This window comes from Corynebacterium sp. UMB2355A, from assembly GCF_033877495.1.
GTDB lineage: Bacteria > Actinomycetota > Actinomycetes > Mycobacteriales > Mycobacteriaceae > Corynebacterium > Corynebacterium pseudogenitalium.
The window spans coordinates 1,698,759-1,713,734 of record NZ_CP138855.1 but is presented as its reverse complement, the minus strand read 5'-3'; the positions used below and the strand labels follow the sequence as shown (position 1 = coordinate 1,713,734).

Annotated in this window: 16 protein-coding genes; 2 read left to right on the top strand and 14 right to left on the bottom strand. The window is 61.1% G+C overall.

The window, feature by feature from the left end:
• Nucleotides 1-14: 14 nt before the first annotated feature.
• The 10 genes from pgfA to R0V12_RS07960 all read right to left on the bottom strand — a co-directional run bounded on the left by pgfA (nt 15) and on the right by R0V12_RS07960 (nt 9,181).
• A complete protein-coding gene (gene pgfA / locus R0V12_RS08005; protein WP_320072451.1) occupies nt 15-743 on the bottom strand; it encodes a cell envelope lipid trafficking protein PgfA in 729 nt (242 codons plus the stop codon).
• Complete coding sequence (locus R0V12_RS08000; RefSeq protein WP_320072450.1) at nt 655-936, bottom strand: hypothetical protein; 282 nt, start codon at nt 934-936, stop codon at nt 655-657. Before R0V12_RS08000 ends, pgfA begins: the two co-directional genes overlap by 89 nt.
• 92 nt (nt 937-1,028) lie before the next feature.
• Nucleotides 1,029-1,418: a 50S ribosomal protein L7/L12 gene (gene rplL / locus R0V12_RS07995; protein ID WP_070363121.1), complete on the bottom strand. Its 390-nt coding sequence runs from the start codon at nt 1,416-1,418 to the stop codon at nt 1,029-1,031.
• 49 nt (nt 1,419-1,467) lie between these two features.
• The gene (gene rplJ, locus R0V12_RS07990; RefSeq protein ID WP_070363122.1) at nt 1,468-1,989 is read right to left on the bottom strand and encodes a 50S ribosomal protein L10; all 522 of its coding nucleotides are present in this window, start codon (nt 1,987-1,989) and stop codon (nt 1,468-1,470) included.
• A 218-nt stretch (nt 1,990-2,207) separates the two neighbouring features.
• On the bottom strand, nt 2,208-4,223 hold the full coding sequence (locus R0V12_RS07985; RefSeq protein ID WP_070975782.1) for a choice-of-anchor M domain-containing protein: 2,016 nt from the start codon (nt 4,221-4,223) through the stop codon (nt 2,208-2,210).
• Nucleotides 4,220-5,062 carry an anchored repeat-type ABC transporter permease subunit gene (locus tag R0V12_RS07980; protein WP_070477522.1) on the bottom strand — a complete coding sequence of 281 codons (843 nt, stop codon included), beginning with the start codon at nt 5,060-5,062 and terminating at the stop codon, nt 4,220-4,222. Before R0V12_RS07980 ends, R0V12_RS07985 begins: the two co-directional genes overlap by 4 nt.
• Complete coding sequence (locus tag R0V12_RS07975) at nt 5,055-5,828, bottom strand: anchored repeat-type ABC transporter ATP-binding subunit (protein ID WP_070477520.1); 774 nt, start codon at nt 5,826-5,828, stop codon at nt 5,055-5,057. The genes R0V12_RS07980 and R0V12_RS07975 overlap by 8 nt, the downstream gene beginning before the upstream one ends.
• Nucleotides 5,825-6,718: a choice-of-anchor M domain-containing protein gene (locus R0V12_RS07970; RefSeq protein ID WP_070975781.1), complete on the bottom strand. Its 894-nt coding sequence runs from the start codon at nt 6,716-6,718 to the stop codon at nt 5,825-5,827. Before R0V12_RS07970 ends, R0V12_RS07975 begins: the two co-directional genes overlap by 4 nt.
• 7 nt (nt 6,719-6,725) lie before the next feature.
• Nucleotides 6,726-8,267 (bottom strand): anchored repeat ABC transporter, substrate-binding protein, encoded by a 1,542-nt coding sequence (locus R0V12_RS07965; RefSeq protein ID WP_252930984.1) that lies wholly within the window; start codon nt 8,265-8,267, stop codon nt 6,726-6,728.
• Nucleotides 8,264-9,181: a TIGR03773 family transporter-associated surface protein gene (locus tag R0V12_RS07960; RefSeq protein WP_071572799.1), complete on the bottom strand. Its 918-nt coding sequence runs from the start codon at nt 9,179-9,181 to the stop codon at nt 8,264-8,266. Before R0V12_RS07960 ends, R0V12_RS07965 begins: the two co-directional genes overlap by 4 nt.
• A 146-nt stretch (nt 9,182-9,327) precedes the next feature.
• Between R0V12_RS07960 and R0V12_RS07955 the strand changes: the two genes are divergently transcribed.
• Complete coding sequence (locus R0V12_RS07955; RefSeq protein ID WP_070477514.1) at nt 9,328-10,404, top strand: HNH endonuclease signature motif containing protein; 1,077 nt, start codon at nt 9,328-9,330, stop codon at nt 10,402-10,404.
• A gap of 49 nt (nt 10,405-10,453) precedes the next feature.
• Here the strand turns inward: R0V12_RS07955 and R0V12_RS07950 are convergent, their stop codons facing one another.
• A complete protein-coding gene (locus tag R0V12_RS07950) occupies nt 10,454-11,308 on the bottom strand; it encodes an alpha/beta fold hydrolase (protein WP_070363590.1) in 855 nt (284 codons plus the stop codon).
• Nucleotides 11,309-11,395: 87 nt separating this feature from the next.
• On the opposite strand from R0V12_RS07950, the gene R0V12_RS07945 reads away from it, so the two are divergent.
• Nucleotides 11,396-12,160, top strand: coding sequence for an IclR family transcriptional regulator (locus R0V12_RS07945; RefSeq protein WP_070477512.1), 765 nt, complete (start codon nt 11,396-11,398; stop codon nt 12,158-12,160).
• A 23-nt stretch (nt 12,161-12,183) separates the two neighbouring features.
• On the opposite strand, the gene dmpG is transcribed toward R0V12_RS07945, so the two are convergent.
• The 3 genes from dmpG to R0V12_RS07930 are packed head-to-tail and all read right to left on the bottom strand — an operon-like array spanning nt 12,184 to nt 14,965.
• On the bottom strand, nt 12,184-13,233 hold the full coding sequence (gene dmpG / locus R0V12_RS07940; RefSeq protein ID WP_070363130.1) for a 4-hydroxy-2-oxovalerate aldolase: 1,050 nt from the start codon (nt 13,231-13,233) through the stop codon (nt 12,184-12,186).
• Nucleotide 13,234: 1 nt separating this feature from the next.
• Entirely contained in the window at nt 13,235-14,164 is a 930-nt protein-coding gene (locus R0V12_RS07935) for an acetaldehyde dehydrogenase (acetylating) (protein WP_070363131.1), read from the bottom strand.
• Nucleotides 14,165-14,179: 15 nt separating this feature from the next.
• Complete coding sequence (locus R0V12_RS07930; RefSeq protein ID WP_252930986.1) at nt 14,180-14,965, bottom strand: 2-keto-4-pentenoate hydratase; 786 nt, start codon at nt 14,963-14,965, stop codon at nt 14,180-14,182.
• Nucleotides 14,966-14,976: the final 11 nt, after the last annotated feature.

Genomic DNA, 14,976 nt, shown 5'->3' with positions numbered 1-14,976 from the left:
ACGCAGGCGCGACGCTAACGCCGACGCGGCCACAACGCGCCAACCAGACCAATCAAGGTCAGCGCACCACCCAAACCGAGCACGCTCCACGTGAAGGCTTGCTGCGTGGAAGGCCCGTAGGCGCCGTCGAGAAGCGAGATGAGCTCGGCCGTCTGCTGCTCGTCCATCGCGGCGTCGTAGGAAACAATGCCCTGGACCTCATTGCCGTCCACGTCAGCATAATAGTCGTTGACGCGCTCCTGCATCCCCACGACCACGCCGGTGATCTGATCAACCAACAACTCGCGCTGCGCGCTATGCGTATAGAACGTGCGGACCGGCTCACCTTCTTCCCCTTCGACGGTCAACGTGTTTCGCATATCCGCGTACCGCTGCGCCACGTTCGTTGGCGCAATGACCTGCCGGAACCGCAGCACCGTGCGCCCAGCAACCGATTCCTCTGCGACGAACTCCGCGGGAGCAGCCCCACGCAACACCGGGTCGAACACCTGGTACGTCTCCTGCTTCACCGGCGATGGCAACTTCAGCCACGACCCCTCCATCGGGACATCGACGGCCGGCATCGCCATCACAAGCTGGACCTTTGCCGGTCCCTGCGCCTCACCGGTTTCACGGTTCAAGGTATACGTCCACGTGCTCGCGCCGACAAGGTTTTCAAAGTCCGTACCCGCGTCCCCCGCACGCAACGTGTCCCCCACGCGCACGCTGGCAGAGTCCTTGCCCGCCGGATTCTGCACCTCCATGTGCAGCTGGTGCACCACCGGGGCCGCCCTCGCGGGTGCCATCGGGATCGGCCATCGTCAACGTTACCGCCCCAAGGTCCAGCGGTAGCTTCGCGCCCGAGTTCAGCACACGCGGGGCCAGCAGACCACCAACCAACAACGCAATGCCGAGGCCCGCCAACAACGAAGCAATGATCCTGGATTTGGGCAGCATGGTGCGAAATCTTAGCACACAACGCGAAACACCCCGCCAGTCACAGTACGTGGCAACGGGGTGTTCGTCGAAAAGCTATGCAGCCTGCGAGATTACTTGAGGGTAACCTTTGCGCCAGCCTCTTCCAGCTTGGCCTTTGCAGCCTCTGCATCGTCCTTGTTTGCGCCCTCGAGGATAGCCTTTGGAGCACCCTCGACCATTTCCTTGGCGTCCTTCAGGCCCAGGCCCGGAACGAGCTCGCGGACAACCTTGATGACACCGATCTTCTTGGCGCCAGCGTCCTCGAGAACAACGTCGAACTCGTCCTTCTCCTCTGCAGCAGCAGCGTCGCCGCCAGCAGCGCCCGGAGCAGCAGCAACAGCAACTGGTGCAGCAGCGGTAACGTCGAAGACCTCCTCGAATTCCTTCAGGAACTCGGAAAGCTCGATGAGGGTCATTTCCTTGAACTGCTCAATGAGCTCGTCCTTAGACAGCTTAGCCATGGTGGCTTCCTTTCTATTGGTGGGCGGTTAGCCCAAGTTTGTAAGTGTGTTATGCGGCGTCGTTCTGCTTGTCCTGCAGCGCAGCGACAAGGCGAGCCGTCTTGGATGCCGGAGCCTCGAACAGCCCAGCAGCCTTTGCCAAAGAACCCTGGAATGCGCCAGCGAGCTTTGCAAGCGTGGTCTCGCGGTTGTCCATCTCAGCGATGGCATCAACCTGAGCGGCGTCGATGGCAGCGCCATCCATGTAGCCACCCTTGATCACGAACGCGTCGTGATCCTTGGAGAACTTCTTCATGACCTTAGCAGCGTCGACAGCCTCGCCCTTAATGAAAGCGATAGCGGTCGGGCCGGTCAGAAGCTCGTCGAGACCCTCGATGCCGTGCTCGTTCGCAGCGATCTTGATGAGGGTGTTCTTGGCGACGTGGTATTCGACATCGAAGCCGAGATCGCCACGAAGAGTCTGCAGCTGACCAACGGTCAGGCCACGGTACTCCGTCAGCACGATGGAGCTAGCAGCGTCAAACTTCTCCTTCAACACAGCAAGCTCGCGCTCATTCTTCGGATTTGCCATTACACACGCCTCCTTCCAATAACTTCATGTCCTTCAATCCGCCCGGGACACAAAAAGTGCCCCGTGCAGAAGCACGAGGCACCATTAGAAAGGTAGGCCACGTTCCTCCTGCGTGGGTCGACCCCTGGAGAGGGGTACCTTCGGCCCCGAAGGGCGACCGACGGTCTTCGGTGAAACTTGAGCTCGGGTATTACCCGTTCAAACTTCGTTGTGGAACCTTACACGTCTTCTTGCGTGCGCGCAACTCCGCGCAACATCCGCGCCGCCACCACGAACAACGCAATGCCCCCCAGCAGCGCCATCAAGCCAACACCGAGGATGAGCCCGCCCCAGAAACCGCTGGCAGTCACGCCCGTTGCGGGTTCCTCCTGCGCTGCTCCCTGGTCGAAAGATGAGACGATGCCACCGCCACCAGCCTGTATCGGAGCATCCGGGATCGCCCTTCTTGTCGACGTCGGCTTCGCCCCTGTCGCCGTTGCCGCCTTCTGCTTCGGTGCCGACGTTGTTGTGGACTTCTGCGCCGGTTTCTGCGCTGTCGCCTGCTTTGGTGGCGCCTGCTTGGTCGCGGCCTTCGCTTCCGTCGCACGCACAGTACTTATTACAGTGCGCGGTGGCACTGGCTTTGACGGCGCAGTCGTTGCTACTGGCCGTAGCTTGTGGCCGAACTTGCTCAACTCCTCGTCGATTGAGCGGATCCCCTTCGCCAATGCACCCATCCACGTGTCGCTGGTCGCTGCATTGGAGCCGCACGAGTCCAGCTCACGATACCCGCTCGCGTGCTGTTCGCGGGCCGTCGCGATGGCGGCGTCGCCGACCGCGAAGACCGCAACGAGCTCCGCGGAGTCAAACGCGAAAGTCACGGCGTAAAGTCCAGGCTCGGTGAATCCGAATGCCTGGTGGTCATGGGCGTTCGCCGGGTAGCTCAGCGTGCGGGACTTGTCGCCGGAGTCCAGCTCGAGCTTCGCGCCCTGCAGACCCTCGTGCCAGGTGTACATACGGCCGGGTCCGGCGACAGCAGTAATGCGGACGGTGGCGGGGGCTGGGTGGTGGGTTGTCGAGAACCCGAGCCATGGCAGGTCCGCCTTCTGCGACTGCGGCAACACCCACATGCGCTCGGGACGGTTGGGGAACGTGTCGCGCAGCGTCGCAGGGATGTCCTGGCGCGCGCGGTCGGGAACCTCGAAGAGGAAGGTGCCGCTGGAGTGTCGCGCGGGGTTGTTGGGGTCGCGGTCGTCGATGAGCGCGGCCTCCCCCGTATCGACGGGCCCCATGTCCATATGCCCGTTCGCGATGAACGCCTCCGGGCGGGTGCGCAGCGCGGCGCAGTGCTTCGCAGCGGGTGCGGGTGCGGGTGCCGGTGCCGCGGTTGTCACTGGTGCTGTTGGTGTTGGTGTTGGCGGTTGCGTCGGTGACGGAGTGGGCGTCGATAGTGCGGGGGTGCGAAGTCCCGTCGTGGTGCCCTCCGGCAAACCGACGTCCGCGTCGGTGCCAACCAGCCAGTACTGGTCGGTCCAGCCGGTGTACTCGGTCTCACCGTTGGTCAGCTCGGCGCGACCCTGCCAACGCAGCTTATAAACGCCGGGCTTCGTAAACGTCCAGTTGAAATGGCCGTGCGCGCCAACCTCATACTCGACGGTGCGCATCTGTTCGTCAGCGCTATTGAAGAGGCGCTCGGCCGGCGAGGCGGCGTTCTTAAAGAAGATCTGCACATCACCCGGACCATCGATGCCCAGCAGGTCGAAGTACATCATGTCGTCTTTGAAGTTGCTTGGCACAGCACCCGGCAGCTCGTGCGCCGGGTCAAATGCACCGATGCCGGACCAGATGGGGCGCCAATCATCGGTAAAATCCGCGTGCTGGGGCGCGAGCCACACCTGACTGCCCGGAGCGCCCAGAAAATCGAGGGAACCATCATCCGGGATGGTGAGGCGGGAGACGTCATTGCCGTCGGCGTCAGCGTCGAGAGGCAGACGGAAGCAGACGTCGCGCTGGTCGGTGACCTGCTGACCGTCAACCGCACCAATGGACAGCTGGCCGTCGAACCGGGTGCCGTACAGCGCGTCATTGTGGGAGTGGTAGAGCAACTTACGCCCGGCACAGGGGTGGTCAAGGTCCTCCGGGAGGACGACGCCATGCCCCGGGTCACCGGGTTGATGCCCGGCAGGCGTGGTCGCGTGCGCCGGGGTGACAGTAAACGCGATCAGCGCAACCACAAGGATGAGTCTGCGGATCATGCCCGCACCCCTTTCCTAGCGAAGAGCCAACTCGCACCGAAGATGGTAGTCACACACAGTACAATCGTTGCGCCGGTCGGCGAGTCAAACGACCACGCCAGCCATACACCAACCACGCTGCCTACCACGCCAATCAGCGCGGCGAGGATCATCATGGTCTCCAGGTTGTCTGTAAACAGTCGCGCGGCGGACGCCGGGGTAACCAACAGTGCCAACACCAGAATGTTGCCGATCGTCTGCACCGAAACCACCACCGCGGCCGTCACACACAGGTACAACACCAAGTCCAGGAGCGCGACGCGCACGTTCATCGCGCGCGCCGTCTCTCGGTCGAGCGCCACCGCGGTCAGCCACGGCCGTAACACCACCACCAGCGACACAATGACAGCACACGTCGCAGCACTGACTATAAGGTCGCGCTCACTCACACCTGTCAGCGAACCAAACAAGAACGAACTCAGCGACGCTGTGTAGCCCTCAACACGCGAAATAATCACCAGGCCAAGCGCGAACGCGGCCGCAAACACAATGCCAATCACCGCGTCCTCTTTCAGCGCACGCCGTTGCGATAGCACTGCAATCAACACCGCCACGATCAACCCGGCAACGGCCCCACCGAGCAGCACCGACACCTGCAGCGCGAACGCCAACGCAACGCCCGGAAACACGGCGTGTGCCACCGCATCCCCGATAAACGCCATACCGCGCAGCACCACAAAACACCCAACGACCGCGCACAACACGGACGCCAACACCGCCGCCGTCAACGCGCGCGGCAAGAACGCCAGGTGTGGGTTGGCCACGTCAGCCAAGAATTGCAGAAACCCGATCTCAAGCACGGGATACCTCTTTCACATGTGTTTGCAGCGCCGCCAGCCATGGCGAATCCGGGCCGACGTCGAACGTGTCCATCCAGGGGCGGGCGTCGTCAAGATCAGCGGGAGCCCCGTCCGCGCCGATGCCACCGCGGAACAGCAGGAGGCGATCACAAGAGTCAACAGCCTCCACGATGTTGTGCGTGGACATCACGATCGCGATTCCGCGGGAAGCCAGCTGACGAAACAGCGCTAGCAGCTGCTCAGTAGACGGGATATCGAGGCCGGTGAACGGCTCGTCGAGGAACAGCGCGCCTGGACGACGCACCAGGGCGCGCGCCACCAATACGCGTTGGCGCTGCCCTCCGGAAAGCGCCGCGATCGGCCGGTGTGCCAGGTCTTGGAGGTTCACAGCTTCGAGTGCTTCCGCCACAGCTTCGTGGTGCTCCGCCTTAGGCCGCGCGTACCACGGGCGCAGGTCAAGCGTGGCGTTCATGACAGCGGACGCGACATCGATCGGGAAATCCCAGGCGACGTCGTGACGCTGCGGGACGTACCCCACCACTTTGCGCACCGCGTGGCCCGTACACTCCCCTACCCGCACCGTTCCGGCTGCGCCGGGAATCAGGCCGAGCGTTGCACGCATCAGCGTGGTCTTCCCCGCCCCGTTCGGGCCGAGCAGCGCGACGAACTGCCCCGCAGGCACAAGAAGATCAACGCCCTCAAACACCGGGCGGCCCGGGTACCCGGCGCGCAAGCCTCGCACCTCTATAAGCGGTTGCGTGCTCACGCGCGACGCTCCTTCCGAGAACGCGCCACTAGAAGCGCCACCAGCGCGAGCACCAACACACCGATCACCCCACCAGCGATCAGCCCCGCATTCAGCGTGCTCTGGCTATCTGCCTGTTCTTCCGACGCAGCACCCTCGCGCCACGGCCCGTTGAACTGCGCGGACTGCGCCGCCGCTACGTCCGTCCCGTCGCCTACAGCCACGCGCACCAACTGCTCGTCCGTGTGAACGGTACCAGCGTCATCCTTCACCACTGCTCGCACCCCGACCAGGTGCACTCCCGGCTCGGTGAAGACCCAATTGGCGTGGGTATGCGTGTTCGGCTCCACCCACATTGGCTGCACACCCGGCTCAGTAGTCGTCCACAGCAACTGTGGTGCGTGGAACCCGCCCGGTTGCAGGAACAGGGAGAACTCGCCTGGCCCTTCATGTCCGCCGAACTCCAGGCTCACGCCGTTTCCGGAGTGTTCGAGCAGGCTCGCGGCCTGCGTGTTCCACCCCAGCCACGGCACCCCGGCAACCTCAGTCTGTGGGATCACCCAGACGTCTGCACCTGGCTTTGCGCCGGTGAAGGCGAAGTCGTCGCCGTCGGGGAGGGTTTGCTTCGCGGCATCGGTCACGCGGAACACCACGTCGTCGAGGTGACGCCATACGGGCGGTTGCTGTGTGTCGTCGCGAGCGAGAAATTCAAGGGTATCCCCGTTGAATGTCGCGCCTAGATCGACGTGACCGGCGTCAATAACTGTGTGCTCACCGGCTGGCGCAATCGCCTCATCTGCGCTGACCACCTGTTGTAACGCAGGATCGTTGTTGGCGGCCTGCGCATTCGCGATCGCAGGAGTTGCCACGATCATCGCAGCAACCATCAGTGGGGTAATTCGAAGTTTCATTGTTCGCTCATTTCTCATTTCGTCCGAGGCACCTGCGTATCGACGCAGCATTCGCCTCCACAAGGTGTATATAGGTATCGGCTGGCCCAGACCCCGGAGGATCCAATGTGTCGCCCCAGATTGGGCATACCTCTATGCCAAGCCGGGCGGCGGTTTCTGTCAGCACTGTGCTGCGCCCCGCCAACTGTGGTTCCAGGAAGACCGCGGGCACGTGCAGATTCTCCAGTGTGCGGGTGAACGCGATGACATCACGCGGGCTCGGCTCCACGCTGGGGTTTGGCGTGACAAAACCTGCAACTCGCATTCCATATGCCCGCGCGAGGTAGGCGTATCCATGGTGCGTAGTCACCAGGTTGCGTTGTTCCTCCGGAACCGCGGAGACAGACTCGTGCATCATTTCATCCGCTGCGTCCAGTTTTTGCAGGTAGTCGCGGGCGTTTGCCTGGTAGATTTCCGCGTGGCGCGGATCCACCGCAGCCAACTCGTCACGGATTACCTGAACGATCGCTTTCATCGCCCGAACGTCGTGCCACACATGCGGGTCCAGCTCACCATGCACGTGATTGCCCAGCACCGCCTGCGGGAGCAGGTAGGTTTCCTCCCCCGGTGTACCGAGGAATCGGAAGGGGCGCTCCGGAGGGATCGGCTGCAGGGTTGTATTCGGCACTGTGACGGCTACGTTCACTGGATCCATGCGGCCGTCGTCATCCGAGTTGAGCACGAGGTGAGCCGCACCTTGCCCATCAAGCTCTGTTGTAATGTCGACGTGCCCCTTCTCCACCGCGTGCAACCCCGGCGTTACCCGCGCGGGATCCTGCCCCACAACGACCGTCACCGTCGACTCCGCACTTGCGCGCTCAGGTGCACCGACGGCATCGCGAATATGCGATTCAAACGTCAGCTTGTACACGCCTGGCTTGGAAAATGCCCAGCTCAAGTGAGTATGCGCGTCAACCGGCAGGGTCTTTACGTCACGGCTATCCAGCCCGTCGTGAGAGTTGAACACCACCTCCGGGGTGCCGAAGGTTCCCAGGATGAACGCAAAAGTGGCACCGGGGCCGTCAACATCTACAAGGTGTAAGTCCGCGACTCCCGTCGTCGGGAGCTGTTGGCCCGTATCCACCCGCAACCCGAGCCACACCGCATCTAGGCTCGCGTCCTCCACAAGCGGAATCGGCGCAAACCCGTACCGTTGCGCCTCCTGCGCAAGTGCCACGACCGGAGTCGTGTCACGCACGGTCGCCGCAATCGTATTCGTTAAAGACTGTGGCTCCAACAACAGTCCGTTGGTAAAAATGGCATCCGCATACGCGATGTCGCGTGTGGCATGCAAGCTCGGTTCGTAGCTGTGTGGATCAACCCCACGAGCCATCAGCGTGTGCACATCAGCCACATCACCTGCAACGTTTTGAACCGCATCCGCCAAAATAGGTGTCGACGCCACCACCGACGCCTTCCCCTCTCCCACCGACTGCCCTTCCGGTGCGCTACACGCCCCGAGCAGCGCCACGCACATCAGCACAGCGGCTCGTTGAAAAAACTGGATCACCGGTGGCCACCGAAACCCCACGCTGCGGCGACACGACGGCGCAACGACGCATCCAAACACAACCAACCCGCACCAAAGACAAACACGCCCAAGCCGAGCACAGCCACCGGCAGCGTCATCACTGTCGTACCCGTTTCTGCAAGGGCCCCACCGCGTTGCGCGGGAGCAACATCCTGCTGCTGGTGATCTTGTGATTGCAACTGAGTCTCTCCCTGATCAGGCGCTGGATTCGCGTTGCTCGCCGCCACTGGCTGCGCGCACTCGCCCTCCTCGTCAAAGACGGAGCCAAAGTCGAAGTGACCATCGTTCGCGTTACCGGCGCCGCCAATGTCAAAGGTGAGCGTCGCCTCCCCGCTCACCGGCTCGCCATTACTCGTCGTCGCGCTTTGACGAACTGTCACCGTGTAAGTCCCCGGAGCACTGAACATCCAGTTTGGATGCACATGTGAATTCGCAGGAATGGTATGGCTGCCCTGCGCCTGCCCATCGACGCCACGGAACCACTCCTCGCCCACGACCTGACCGAGCCCACCCTGTGTGAACACAAACATGGCACCGGGTCCATCAAAATTTGTAATCTCCCAGGCCACATCCCCAGAAGTGTGCTCAAGCAGCGACGGATGCTGCGTATTCGCTCCAAGCCATGGCACACCGGCTTGCTGAGTTGCACCGATCATCCACGCGGTACCGGCCGGAATTGGCCCGACTGGATTGGAGAGCTGTTGCTTTGCTGAATCACCCAGCCCAAAAACGAGTTCTGCGGGATCGCGCCACTCGGCCGGAACAGTGCGGTCGTCTTTCACCATCGGGTGCAGTGTCGGGTGGCATTCCGCCGCGAAAGCAGGCGTCGACATGGAAAGGAGCAGTAATGTCGCGGCGAGCGCTCGCAGAATCTTGATGACAAAAAATTTCACCTAATGAACATTATTTTCATTAGCGTTCGCATGCAAGTCATACGTTATCCACAGGGCACTTCAGAAAACGCCACACAAGAAGAAGTTATCCACAGGTAGCGTGAAAAGCCTTTCCCAGGCGTTCTGCAACCACATATGTTCAGGTTATGAACTTCAAGACATTCCTAGAATCCATGTCCACGCAGGCACTCGACGTACTGGACGGCTTCGATTACGAAGCCGCCATCGAAGCAGGCGTCGATCCAACACGAGCCCGCGCCTGGCGCCAGCTCCACGACATCTACTTCGGGCCCACAAAATCCCGACAAAAACAGCGACTCGCTACCGAAAAGGCTCGACGCTACGGCTTCTCACTCGACCAACTCGCTATGATCGAACGGCGCTTACGCCCCATCAAGTCCGCGCGAACACGCACCAAACTGCGCCTCGTACTCCTCGATACCAAGGGCACATACAAAAAGCTCAGCGAACGCGCAAAAGCACTTCTTCCGAACAACACCAAGCACCAAAACGACCGCCTCACATTTTCGCCTTCCCGCAATGGGCGCCGCACCATGACGCTCACCACCAACGAGCGCGACCTCGCCGACCTTGAACACGCCCTCACCCAAGACATGGACCCCAAGACGCCACCCACGAAACACATGCTGCGCAGATTCCTCGACATCATACGTGGCGACGGCCGTTCCGTCCCCCACGCAGTCCCCCGACCTCTCTTGCTCATTCCACTCCCCCAGTGGATCCAAATACAGCGCGGCCACGGCGACGAGACCACCCTCACCCTGACCGATGGCACCACCATGACAGGCGCCGAATACCTAAACAGCCACGTCGCCACCACCGAGAACGAGCTCGAAGCCGCCGTCTTCCACCCACAGCACGGGGCAGTCAACCTCTACCGGACACAACGCCTCGCAAATGACAAGCAGCGCGCTCTGGCCCGCGCCGTTACCCCCGGCTGCCCAGTGCCTGGATGCCGCCATGCAGCCGACGCCTGCGAAATCCACCACATCACTGCATGGCAACACGGCGGGGAAACGAACATCAACAACCTGTCGCCATTGTGCCGCTACCACAATCGCGTCAACGACGACGACCCCCAACGAGCACGCCGAGGTCGCATCGAAATTGTGGACGCACAACCGCTCTGGCACTCACCACGCGGCTACTCCGCCCCAAACCCAGTCCACCGACCTGGTGCGATGAAAATGTTGTACACATAGCAAAACGCCCACCACGACGGGGCCGAAGTGGGCGTCGAAAAGCTGCTGACTAGAACTGACGCTTCATCCAGTTCACGATGACCTCATTGAACTCATCAGCCTTCTCAACCTGCGACCAGTGGCCACACTGTGCGAAAAGGTGAGCGTCAGCGGACGGAATTGTGTTCACCAGGTCCCACGTGCGCTGCGGCGTAATCACGACGTCTTGCATGCCGTGCACTAGCAGAACCGGGATCTCGACCTTCGACAGCACGTCGAAGTCGAGTGGAAGCTCGGTACGGTCACGGTCACGCGCCTGCACAACCTCCTGTAGGCGATCAGACGCCGTATCGTTCAGCGCGGACTGGTAGCGCAGCGACACGAGCTCATCGGTGATCAGCGACTTATCCACCACGAACTGCTCGAGCGTGTTGCGGATACCTTCTTCGGTCAGCTTCGGGTTCGAATGACCCTTCAGCGCGCCGGTCAACTTCGCCCCACCGGTGCCCATGGAGATGATGCCCTTCACACGCTCCGGGTGGTCGATGATCATCTGGAAGCCAACCCAGCCACCGAGCGAGTTACCAACAATCCAGGTCTTTTCAATTCCCAGGGCATCCAGCACACGGATTGCGTGCTCAACCCACTCGCGGATACCGTACTTGGTGCCCTCAGCTACGACGGTCTGGCCGTAACCAATGGAGTCGATCGCGATGCATCGTGCGTTCTCGGAGATGGTCGGAAGGTTCAGCCACCAGTTCGCGGCTGCAGTCACGCCCGTGCCGGAGCCGTGGAGGAACAGTACTGGTTCGCCCTCGCCGAGATCGTGGTAGTGAGTGAGCTCGCCGGGTGCCGTCTCCAGCCACTTGTCCTCGAGCCCGAAGAATTCGTCAGTCTTGTAATCAGGAATGGAAATTTCAGTCATACAGCCAACATAGCGACGAACCCACGCACACGCCGGAGTGTTCCAGTCCGTGGCACACGATAGACACTATCCGGTTACACTGAGCCTATGGTTCAAGACGCAAAACCAAACTCCATCGACAAGGCGTTCGGCATTCTGAAAGCGTTCAAGAGCGAGGACGTCAACGGGGTTGGCGTTTCAGAGTTAGCCCGGCGCGTCGATCTTCCAAAGTCGACGACGCACCGCCTTCTTAACAAGCTGGTGGAAAATGATGCCGTCCTCAAAGCGAACGAGCTCTATCGGCTCAACCCGGCGCTCGGAATGGCGTCAACACCGGAGGTGTATTCCGAGCAAACCGCTCAGGTATCAGAGTTGCTCACACCATTTTTGGCAGCGCTTTTTGAGCGCACTCGACACACCGTCCACCTTGGACATGTTGAAGGGACGAACGTTCGTTACGCGAACAAGCTCTTTTCCGTCCGTGGTGTGACAGCGCCGTCGCGCATTGGCGGCCTCATTCCCGCTTACGCGACTGGCATTGGCAAAGCAATTATGGCGTACGACGAAACGCTGACCGAGCGCATCATCCGTGAGGGGCTCGCACCATGGACTCCGCACACGATCTCAGACCCGGATGAGCTGCGTGAAACGTTGAAAAAGATCCGCGATGAAAGTATCGCCTACGACCTTGAGGAAATTTCGGAAGGTCTATGCTGCGTCGCCTGCCCGATTTTCGGCACCGAGGGCGTACCGATTGCCGCGATGAGCGTTTCCTTTCCCGCAGAAGACTTTCAGCCCAAAACAGTAATCCCGGTCCTCAAAAAGATTTGTGGATCCGGGACTCGTGCGTGGAGAGCGAAGCACGCGGGATAAACCCGCATACGCGCTCTACTTCGCTACTTCTGCTTTGCCAGGTCGATTGCGACGTCGATAATCATGTCTTCCTGACCACCGACGTAACCACGGCGACCGACTTCTTCCAGGATGGTCGCTGCAGGCACACCATAGCGTTCCGCGGCGCGCTGCGCGTGGAGCAAGAAAGAGTTGTAAACGCCAAACTCACCCTGGACGATGGAGCCGCGGTCCATCATTGGGAGACGCTCGACCATTGGCTTCAGGACGTCTTCAGCGGCGTCACGAAGCTTGGCTTGATCAACATTGCCGATGTCAATGCCGGTGCGGTTGAACACCGTGGCTAACACCTCGATCGGTGCGTTACCGGCGCCAGCACCAAGCCCATACAGGGTGCCGTCAATTTGGCGAGCACCATTGACTACAGCGAGCAACGAGTTTGCAACCCCGAAACCGAGGTTCTGGTGTCCGTGGAAGCCGACCTGTGCGTCGTCGCCAATCTCTTCAACGACTGCCTTGACGCGGTCCGCGGCCTGGTTCATCACCAGGTAGCCGGCGGAGTCGACCACGAAGACGCACTGACAGCCGGCATCGACCATGATGCGGGCCTGCTTCGCAAGCTCTGCTGGTGGGATGCGGTGTGAAAGCATCAGGAAGCCACCGGTCTCAAAACCAAGCTCCCGTGCTGCCTGGAAGTGCTGGATCGAAATATCTGCCTCGGTGCAGTGAGTGGCAACGCGCACGATGGATGCGCCCGCACTCTTTGCTTCTTTGAGGTCCTTTACGGTACCCAGGCCTGGAAGCATCAGTGCGGCAATCTTCGCATTCTTGACTTCTTCGACTGCGGCTTCGATGAGTTCGATGTCGCGGGTGTGGGAGAAGCCGTAGTTGAAGGAAGACCCGCCAAGCCCGTCGCCGTGAGTGACCTCGATCATTTCGACGCCGGCGTCGTCAAGCGCACGGGCGATCTTTTTCACCTGGTCTTTGGTGTACTGGTGGCGTACGGCGTGGGATCCGTCACGCAGGGTCGTGTCGTTGAGGCGGATTTTGTGTGTCGGGATGCCATCGATGACATCGCTCGCAACCGTGTTCATACTATGCTCCTTGCTTCTGCGCCGACACGAGCTCGGCGTACTTGTTTGCGGTGGCAATTGCTGCCGATGTGATGATGTCGAGGTTGCCGGCGTAGTCCGGCAAGAAGTCGCCTGCTCCTTCTACTTCGATGAGGACGGAAACACGACCGAGTCCGTTCCAGTCGTCGCGGGCTTCTTCGAACTGTGGATCCGCGGTGAGGCGGTAGCCCGGTACGTACTGCTGCACCTTCGCTGCCATTTCTTTGATGGACGCGGCGATCTGGTCTTGCAGTTCGCCAGGAGCCGCGGCTTCTGGAGGAAGGGCACAGTAGACGGTGTTGCGCATCATCATTGGTGGCTCGACGGGGTTGAGGATGATGATGGCTTTTGCGTGTTTCGCGCCAGCGAGTTGTTCGAGGGCGGCGGCAGTGGTTTCAAGGAACTCGTCGACGTTAGCGCGGGTGCCGGGACCCGCAGACTTCGAGGAGATCGACGCAACGATCTCCGCGTATTCGACGTCTACGATGCGGGATACTGCCGCGACAATCGGGGTGGTGGCCTGACCGCCACAGGTAATCATGTTCACATTGTCGACGGTTTCGAGCTCATCCAGGTTGACCGATGGGCAGAAGAATGGGCCGACGGCCGCCGGGGTGAGGTCGATGGCGCGGATGCCTGCTTCGCGGTAGCGCGGTGCGTTTGCTGCGTGTGCGCCCGCCGAGGTTGCTTCAAAGACGAGGTCTGGAAGCGGATCCTGCTGTAGGAGCCAGTCGACGCCTTCGTGGGAGGCTGCGATGCCGTTTTCGCGCGCACGCTTGAGGCCTTCCGATTCTGGATCGACGCCGACCATGTAGCGCAGATCAATGTTGGATTCGTTGTTCAAAAGCTTCATCATCAGGTCGGAGCCGATGTTGCCCGATCCGACGATGGCTGCTGTCATTTTCTTTTGCATTGTGGTGCTCCAAACCTATTTAAACCGGACGTCGATGGCCCCGTATGGGCCGTAGGATACTGCGAGGTGTTGGCCTGCTTTGAAAGCGACTGCGCCGCAGAAGCTACCGGTAAGCACGATGTCACCGGCGCGCAGGGCGGTGCCTTGCTCGTCGAGAATGCCTGCGAGCCACGGCAGCGGGAGCAGCGGGTCGCCCATCACATCCTTGCCGACGCCCTCTCCGACAACTTCGCCGTCGAGCGTCATCGTCGCGTGGACTGTTGCAGCTTCCTCCAGGTCGAGATCGAGCGGGGTCGGGTCCCACACGATGGCGCCGAACGAAGCGTTGTCGGCGATGGTGTCGACAAGGCGGATGTCCCAGTCACGGACTCGTGAGTCGATGATTTCGACTGCAAGGTGCGCGGACTTGACAGCCTTGCGGGCCTCTTCGAGTGTCGCGCCCGGTTCAAGGTCCTTCCCGAGCACGAACGCGAGTTCCGGTTCGACCTTCGGGGAGATGAAGCGGTCGACTGCAATGTCGGTACCGACTTCGTAGAGGTCGGCGTCGGTAAAGAACCCGAAGTCTGGGCTATCGACCCCCAGCTGCTGCTGCATTGCGAGTGAGGTCAGGCCAACCTTGCGCCCGATAACTTTGTGTCCGCGGGCAACGAAGTCTTTTTCCTGGATCTGTTGGATTGCGTAGGCGTCGGCGATGTCAAGGTCGGCGACGACGGTGCGCGGTGGCGCGATCGGCTCGCGGGACGGGTACGCGGCGAGCAGGTCGTTTGCGATGGTACGCAGGGAGTCCTCACGGCTACTCATCTATCTGTCTC

Excerpts from the sequence above, each read along its gene's own strand:
- pgfA (WP_320072451.1), bottom strand. The coding sequence starts at position 743 with ATGGAGGTGCAGAATCCGGCGGGCAAGGACTCTGCCAGCGTGCGCGTG.
- R0V12_RS08000 (WP_320072450.1), bottom strand. The coding sequence starts at position 936 with ATGCTGCCCAAATCCAGGATCATTGCTTCGTTGTTGGCGGGCCTCGGC.
- rplL (WP_070363121.1), bottom strand. The coding sequence starts at position 1,418 with ATGGCTAAGCTGTCTAAGGACGAGCTCATTGAGCAGTTCAAGGAAATG.
- rplJ (WP_070363122.1), bottom strand. The coding sequence starts at position 1,989 with ATGGCAAATCCGAAGAATGAGCGCGAGCTTGCTGTGTTGAAGGAGAAG.
- R0V12_RS07985 (WP_070975782.1), bottom strand. The coding sequence starts at position 4,223 with ATGATCCGCAGACTCATCCTTGTGGTTGCGCTGATCGCGTTTACTGTC.
- R0V12_RS07970 (WP_070975781.1), bottom strand. The coding sequence starts at position 6,718 with ATGAAACTTCGAATTACCCCACTGATGGTTGCTGCGATGATCGTGGCA.
- R0V12_RS07955 (WP_070477514.1), top strand. The coding sequence starts at position 9,328 with ATGAACTTCAAGACATTCCTAGAATCCATGTCCACGCAGGCACTCGAC.
- R0V12_RS07950 (WP_070363590.1), bottom strand. The coding sequence starts at position 11,308 with ATGACTGAAATTTCCATTCCTGATTACAAGACTGACGAATTCTTCGGG.
- R0V12_RS07945 (WP_070477512.1), top strand. The coding sequence starts at position 11,396 with ATGGTTCAAGACGCAAAACCAAACTCCATCGACAAGGCGTTCGGCATT.
- dmpG (WP_070363130.1), bottom strand. The coding sequence starts at position 13,233 with ATGAACACGGTTGCGAGCGATGTCATCGATGGCATCCCGACACACAAA.
- R0V12_RS07935 (WP_070363131.1), bottom strand. The coding sequence starts at position 14,164 with ATGCAAAAGAAAATGACAGCAGCCATCGTCGGATCGGGCAACATCGGC.
- R0V12_RS07930 (WP_252930986.1), bottom strand. The coding sequence starts at position 14,965 with ATGAGTAGCCGTGAGGACTCCCTGCGTACCATCGCAAACGACCTGCTC.